This is a genomic window from Methylobacter sp. (genome assembly GCF_036845245.1).
Taxonomy (GTDB): domain Bacteria; phylum Pseudomonadota; class Gammaproteobacteria; order Methylococcales; family Methylomonadaceae; genus Methylobacter_A.
Genome location: NZ_DAIUEH010000101.1, coordinates 1 through 5,991, shown reverse-complemented (window position 1 = coordinate 5,991; position 5,991 = coordinate 1). Strand labels below are relative to the sequence as shown.

At 51.3% G+C, this 5,991-nt stretch carries 6 protein-coding genes; 2 read left to right on the top strand and 4 right to left on the bottom strand.

Annotated elements, in window-relative coordinates:
- Positions 1-59: 59 nt before the first annotated feature.
- Positions 60-809 carry a CDP-alcohol phosphatidyltransferase family protein gene (locus tag V7051_RS24160; protein ID WP_333879312.1) on the top strand — a complete coding sequence of 250 codons (750 nt, stop codon included), beginning with the start codon at positions 60-62 and terminating at the stop codon, positions 807-809.
- Positions 809-1,792: a lysylphosphatidylglycerol synthase transmembrane domain-containing protein gene (locus tag V7051_RS24155; protein ID WP_333879313.1), complete on the top strand. Its 984-nt coding sequence runs from the start codon at positions 809-811 to the stop codon at positions 1,790-1,792. The genes V7051_RS24160 and V7051_RS24155 overlap by 1 nt, the downstream gene beginning before the upstream one ends.
- A gap of 193 nt (positions 1,793-1,985) precedes the next feature.
- Here the strand turns inward: V7051_RS24155 and V7051_RS24150 are convergent, their stop codons facing one another.
- Genes V7051_RS24150 through V7051_RS24135 form a run of 4 tightly spaced genes read right to left on the bottom strand, consistent with a single transcriptional unit; the run spans position 1,986 to position 5,932 of the window.
- Positions 1,986-2,489 (bottom strand): GNAT family N-acetyltransferase, encoded by a 504-nt coding sequence (locus V7051_RS24150; RefSeq protein WP_333879314.1) that lies wholly within the window; start codon positions 2,487-2,489, stop codon positions 1,986-1,988.
- A 2-nt stretch (positions 2,490-2,491) separates the two neighbouring features.
- Positions 2,492-5,140 (bottom strand): M1 family metallopeptidase, encoded by a 2,649-nt coding sequence (locus V7051_RS24145; protein WP_333879315.1) that lies wholly within the window; start codon positions 5,138-5,140, stop codon positions 2,492-2,494.
- A gap of 58 nt (positions 5,141-5,198) precedes the next feature.
- Positions 5,199-5,471, bottom strand: a complete 273-nt coding sequence (locus V7051_RS24140) for a hypothetical protein (RefSeq protein WP_333879316.1) — start codon at positions 5,469-5,471, stop codon at positions 5,199-5,201.
- A complete protein-coding gene (locus tag V7051_RS24135; RefSeq protein WP_333879317.1) occupies positions 5,468-5,932 on the bottom strand; it encodes a hypothetical protein in 465 nt (154 codons plus the stop codon). Before V7051_RS24135 ends, V7051_RS24140 begins: the two co-directional genes overlap by 4 nt.
- Positions 5,933-5,991 lie beyond the last annotated feature (59 nt).

The window sequence follows — 5,991 nt, the reverse complement described above, 5'->3', positions numbered from 1 at the left end:
TAAAAGGTAGCCAAATAAGAAATACGGTAACTAATTTACGTAATTAAACACTAGACCGGTTGGATGGCTTCGTGGCCCGCCGCAGCCAACAGGTGAGTTTGCTGGGCAATGAACTGGACATCAGCTTCGACGCTCTGGGACTGGTAGTTGCCCCGCTGCTGGCAATCGGCTTAGGCAAGATACACGCGTCTTATCTAGCGTTAAGCGTGGCCTACTATATCTATCAGTGGGGATTGCAACGCCGTCGCAACCTGGGTTTACCTGTTCATGCCTTGCCGCCGAACCCTTTGCGCCGTATATTGGCGGGCTTTCAAATGGGCTTTATTGCTATCGTGCTTTGGCCGTTGCTTAACCCGGCTCTGACCACAAGCGCCGGTATCGCGTTTATGTTGCCGGTGCTGTTTGGTTTTGTGGCGGATTGGTGGGTTGTTAGCGGGAACATCCAACCACAAGCACTAAATCGTTTGGAAATATTTAGTGGGCGGTTTTTTCAACCGGGTTTGCGTGTACTGCTGGTTCTGCTGTTGTTTTCGGTGACAAAAGACTCCGCCCTGCTCTCGTTAACGGGTATGACTGTTGATGTTTTTGGTTTATTGCTCTGTACCGGCCTGATTCTGTTGGGCTTTGCCGGACGCTTAGGGGCACTAATCTTAATTATACTGTTAGGCTGGCACTACCCAAGCGGCGCCATCGATTTTAAGGGCTATGTACTTATCTTCACGGCTAGCTGGATTTTGTTGCTGGGCACCGGCCGCTTCAGTCTCTGGCAATGGGATGACGAATGGGTCACACGCTATGACGGTGCCTGATGTCATGGCTTAAAGCGCTACCGCTTCTGCTGTGGCTGGCGGCTCTGATCCTGGTCGGCTGGATTCTTGGCCAATTACCGCTTGCAACTATTGTCCAGAGCATAACCAAACTATCCCTTGAGCAATGGCTGGCTTGGATAGCGCTTAACCTGGGCATTATTTTATTGGCTACAGAGCGCTGGCGGGTGCTCACCAACATACTGCATGTGCCGGTGCGCTTCGGTGAGTTATTGATAATCCGCCAAGCCGGCCAAACGGTGAGTTTTATCACGCCAGGCCCTCAGTTTGGCGGTGAACCCTTGCAGATTTACTGGCTATGCCAGCGCAACCGGCTACCGATACACTGTGCTTTGCTGGCGTTGGGGCTGGATAGGTTCTACGAGCTTTGGGTTAATTTCGGTGTACTGTTGATAGGTGTGCTTCTGCTGTTGGTATCGCCCATCGCCGAAGTCGTCGACTCGCAGGAAATTTCGCTGGTTCTACTGTTAATTCTTCTGACGCTGTCCTTGTTTGGCTGGCTAATTTTAAAGCAACCCGAACGAGTCTTCGGCTGGATAAAGCGAGTGGCTCGTCACTGGCAACATCACCCTCGTTTGCAAAACATAGAAACTCATTGGCAGCGGCTGGGCAGCGATGTGAAACGGATTATGGAAGAGCGGAAACCGGCGCTGTTGCGAGCATTCATCCTGTCCATTGTCGGCTGGGTCGGATTGATCGGTGAATTATGGCTGTTGCTCAGCTTTTTTGACCTTGAACTGGATGGTTATGCATTTTTAGTCATTGTGGTATCCATGCGCTTAGCCTTCCTGTTGCCGCTGCCGGGCGGCATCGGTACGCTGGAAGCTACTATGTTTTGGGCATTTCAATTCCTGAGCCTGCCTACTACGGGAGCCATGGGCTTGATTGCGCTGATGCGGCTACGTGATGCGCTGGTGCTGATGGCGGGGCTTTGGTGCCTACGAATAATGCAGACGAGGGGATAAGACGGTTGGACTGCTTATTTAAGTATTTTGTACAAGTACATAGCTATAGTGGACCCCGATATCCGGATTATAGTTAAGTCCGTAGGGCATGCACCGCATACCGGTTTATAAGCTATAACATTCAAATACTTATAAAGGTACGCGATGCATGCCCTACCTGACTATAGATTAAAGAATCAGTATATTGCTTCCACTAATCATTTTCCGAAATAAGCAATTCCATCGATAAATGGTTTTCATAGTGACCATTGATTTTGACCGCTTTGATATGTCGGCCTTCTTGAAAAAAGCCAAAACTTTTATAAAGCTGGATCGCAATTTCATTCCGCTCTCGAACCGTCAACACGACCCGGCTTAAGCCACGCTCCTTAGCTGCTTGCAGTGCGGTGCTGATGAGGCGAGTACCAATACCCAGACCACGGTACTCGCGGATAACGCCTAATCCAAGTACGCCGGAATGTTCCAATACCGGCCGATGCAAAGATGCAATATCACACCAGCCGATGACTTTTTCGCCATCAAGGGCAATGAAATGTGGCCAGTCTTCGGCAAGGTTTTGTTGGACATAAGCCACGGTCGTTTCTAGCGGCGGACCTTCAGTAAACGCCAGATACCGTAATTCCCTGGCTACGCTATCGACAGCTTGTGCAAAGCCGTCGATATACTGTGCAGCGATTTTTATGATGGGATAACTCATTGTTAGTTACGCTCCAGCCATTGGTCGATAAGCGGTAAGCGTCCGTTGCGCACCTTGATGCGATAGCCGATAGTCGCAATTGCCGTGTCAGCGGAACGGCGCGAACCGACCGGCAAGTTTGCTGCGGCGTAGGTATTGATCTTGCCGATCATATCGGGGTTTAGCGATCGTTCTGTCAGTCTGGCGAAATAATTGCCGCGCGACGGCGCATCCACTTTTTCGGTAACGGCCGGAAGATGCGCTACGGCAAAGTCGAACGCCAAGTCGGGATGGAATTTACTCACGCCTTGGATTATGGCGGAACTGGTAGTAGCTCCCGGCTCTGCCGTCAACGCTAAATCTAAACTTCGATGGGCAAGGCTTTCATCTTCGGTAATCGATAACAGTGAATAAAACTGGTCTTTGATCAGCGGCGTTTTTTCCGCGAGCGCAGCGGCATGTAGTTGTTCCCAAGTGGAGGCATCCGCATGCTGGGCGACTACGCCTAAAATGGTCTTGCGCAAGGGTGCCGGCACGGCGGTTGAATCAGCACCTTGGGCAAGGTAGCGCCGCCGGGCTTCGGCGATAACGTCAGGCGCGCCAAGGCTACTTAAGGTTGCGATCAAGTTATTGCGCAAAATGGCGACGGTGTCCGGCTCATTAGAGCTTGCTGTCCAACTGGTTTTATCGAGCACCGGCGTTAGCCGGGCAATGGCAAAGCGCCGGAACTGCGATTGCCGGGCGGCGTCACCACGATAAAGCTCATCAATGCCACGGAATACAGATGCGACTTTGTCCCAGACCTGCGGGTCGGCGCTGATCGGGGTTGCCTTGGCCAGTTCGAGCACGTCGGTTGGGGATTGTAGCCCGGTCAGGCCTAAGGCCGAGGCGTCCGACAAGATGCCGAGTTGGTCGATGGCGGTGATTGAGGCAAAACTTTTGATAATGTCGGCAAATAGTTTTGGCGCATAAAGCGTACGGAAATAGCCGCTTTGACCGGCGTTGACAATAACCGGGTCGCATCCCTGTACGGTGACGGTTACTACACCGTCAGTCACCAATTGGTCAACTTTGGCTGCATTAGCAGACGACTGAAGCCGTACCGGAACCCGCCAACGCAGCGGTTTTTTGTCCGGGTTATTTTTGCTGAATTCGCCTTGGCGTAAACGCAGTTGGCTTTTGCCGTCCTTGCACACTTGATTTTCGACACGAATCAGCGGTACGCCCGGTTGCAGGGTGAAATCTTGGGCAATCGCGGCGATGGGCTTGCCGGCCGCTGCTTCCAGCTCCCGCCACAAATCGGCCGAAACGGCATTGGCATAGCGGTGCGCTTGCATATATTGCCGGATGCCGGATCGCCAAGCATTTTCGCCCACATAGGCTTCCAACATGCGGATCACAGCTTCGCCTTTTTGATAAGTAATGGCATCGAAAGCTTGGTTAACTTGTTCCACGGTTTCCACATGTTGCACGACGGGGTGCGTGGATACTAAAGAGTCCAGCTCAATGGCACGGTCGCGGTCGTTGACATCGCTCAAGGCGCTGTTCCATTCGGGATGAAGTTTAGCGGTGGTGCGGCTTTCCATCCAGGAGGCAAAGCTTTCGTTAAGCCAAAGGTCGTCCCACCAAGCCATAGTGACCAGATTGCCGAACCATTGATGCGCGGTCTCATGGGCTGCGATCATGAATGCGCGTTGCTTGTCGGCTTGGGTTGAGATCGCCGGATCCAGTAAGATGGAATGCTCAAAGGTAAAAATGCTGCCCCAGTTTTCCATCGCGCTGAAAAATTGGCTGCGACCGGGTGCGGCAACATTATCCAGCTTGGGCAACGGATAAGGGGTGCCGAAATAATCGTTATATTCCTGCAAAATCCCTTGGGTCGATGCTAACGCAAACGCCGCTTGAGCAGTTCCGCCTTTTTTGGTGATGACGCCAATTTCCGTGTCGGCCAGTTTTTCCGTGACGCGATCAAACTCGCCCAGCCCGAAGAACAGCAAATAGGTGGACATTTTCGGTGATACCAAAAACCGTACTCGGCTATAGCCTTCGTCAAGATCGCGCCGATCTTCCACAGGCATATTGCTGACCGCCAGCTGGCCCGTTGGTATTGTTGCTTCAAGCTTAAAGGTTGCTTTGTAGGAAGGCTCATCCCATGACGGGATAACGCGGCGAGCATGGGCGGTTTCGAACTGTGTGTATAGCGCCCGCTTGCGGCCGTCGTTGCTGTCATAATCTAAGGCAAACAATCCCGCTGCCTGGGTTCCTATCTTGCCGGAATAATCGATGTTCAGCCAATACCAACCTGGCGAGATGGTCTGCTCGAAAGTAAACGTCGCGGTTTGCTGGGCTTCATTAATCCGGACGCTGGGGGCTGGAAATGATGCGCCGTTTTGATCTTTGGACAAGGCTACTTTGGCGAACACCAGCTCGACGGCATTTAGGGTGATGCTGTTGGTGGGTTGCAATACCTCGATAAAAATCGACACCTTGCCATCGAAACTCAACGCCTTCGCATCGGGTTTAAGCGCAACATCGTAATGGCTTGGACGAATACTGCGTGGCAATTGGGTGGTCGTTTGTTCGACGCCGGAATTTACAGGAATGGCTTGTGCCGGTTGGATTAGCAAACTGCCAAACGTAATGGCAACGGCTGAAATCAGTAAGCGATGCATCGGTAGCCTCAATAAAGTAAATGGGATGGTTGTTGCACCTACGTCGGTGTCTAGCAACTTAGCGGTTATTATTCGGTGGCGCAAATTCAAGCTCAACCAAAGTATCGTCCGACCAGCTTTGATCGCTGAGAGGCGGATTGTAAATTCGGCCATTTGCGCGAATATGTTTTTGCGCTAAGGTTTCTCGGCGCTTACCGGAAAGCAATGTGGCGCTGTTCAGTGGCCGGGGTGCAAGGAAGCCAATATTGAGCCAGCTGCTTTGGCATGGGTTACCAAATAGACTAGCCGCAGCACGGAGGGCGATGCCTACATCTATAAAAGTCCAATTCATTTCGCATTGCAAACGCAAGTCTCCCAAACGCCGTGCGTTATCTGGGATATCAGGGCTTTCAATCCAAGAGACAAAATTATAAAGCGCTTTACTCCTGTTAAGCACCAGCTTGGCATCGTCATCGCTGGCCGCCGGTTGCGGGGTATGCTAAAGGTTTTATCGGCGGCTACCGGAATGTCGATTGCAGTATTGCTGCTGACTAGTCGTAAGGTCAGAGGCTTCCTGCTTGCATCCCATTGTTTTCGGTTTAATTGCACTTTAAAACGAGCTGGGGCAAAAGGCGCCAAACCATGGTGTTTGTCGTATGCATCCAGCGCTTTCAGAACTTGACGATAGGACAACCCGGCCGGATCTTTAATATTTTGCACGACGATTTCATTTAGATCCTGGATAAATTTGTTTTCTGCTGATGCTGGGCTTTCTGCAACTGTTACGCTGGTGTGCAGTAGTAACATACTCATTAGATGTTTAGTCCCATATTTAACTGGTATAAACTATCTTGAACTCAAGGAGCAAAAGC

Excerpts from the sequence above, each read along its gene's own strand:
- V7051_RS24155 (WP_333879313.1), top strand. The coding sequence starts at position 809 with ATGTCATGGCTTAAAGCGCTACCGCTTCTGCTGTGGCTGGCGGCTCTG.
- V7051_RS24150 (WP_333879314.1), bottom strand. The coding sequence starts at position 2,489 with ATGAGTTATCCCATCATAAAAATCGCTGCACAGTATATCGACGGCTTT.
- V7051_RS24145 (WP_333879315.1), bottom strand. The coding sequence starts at position 5,140 with ATGCATCGCTTACTGATTTCAGCCGTTGCCATTACGTTTGGCAGTTTG.
- V7051_RS24140 (WP_333879316.1), bottom strand. The coding sequence starts at position 5,471 with ATGAATTGGACTTTTATAGATGTAGGCATCGCCCTCCGTGCTGCGGCT.
- V7051_RS24135 (WP_333879317.1), bottom strand. The coding sequence starts at position 5,932 with ATGAGTATGTTACTACTGCACACCAGCGTAACAGTTGCAGAAAGCCCA.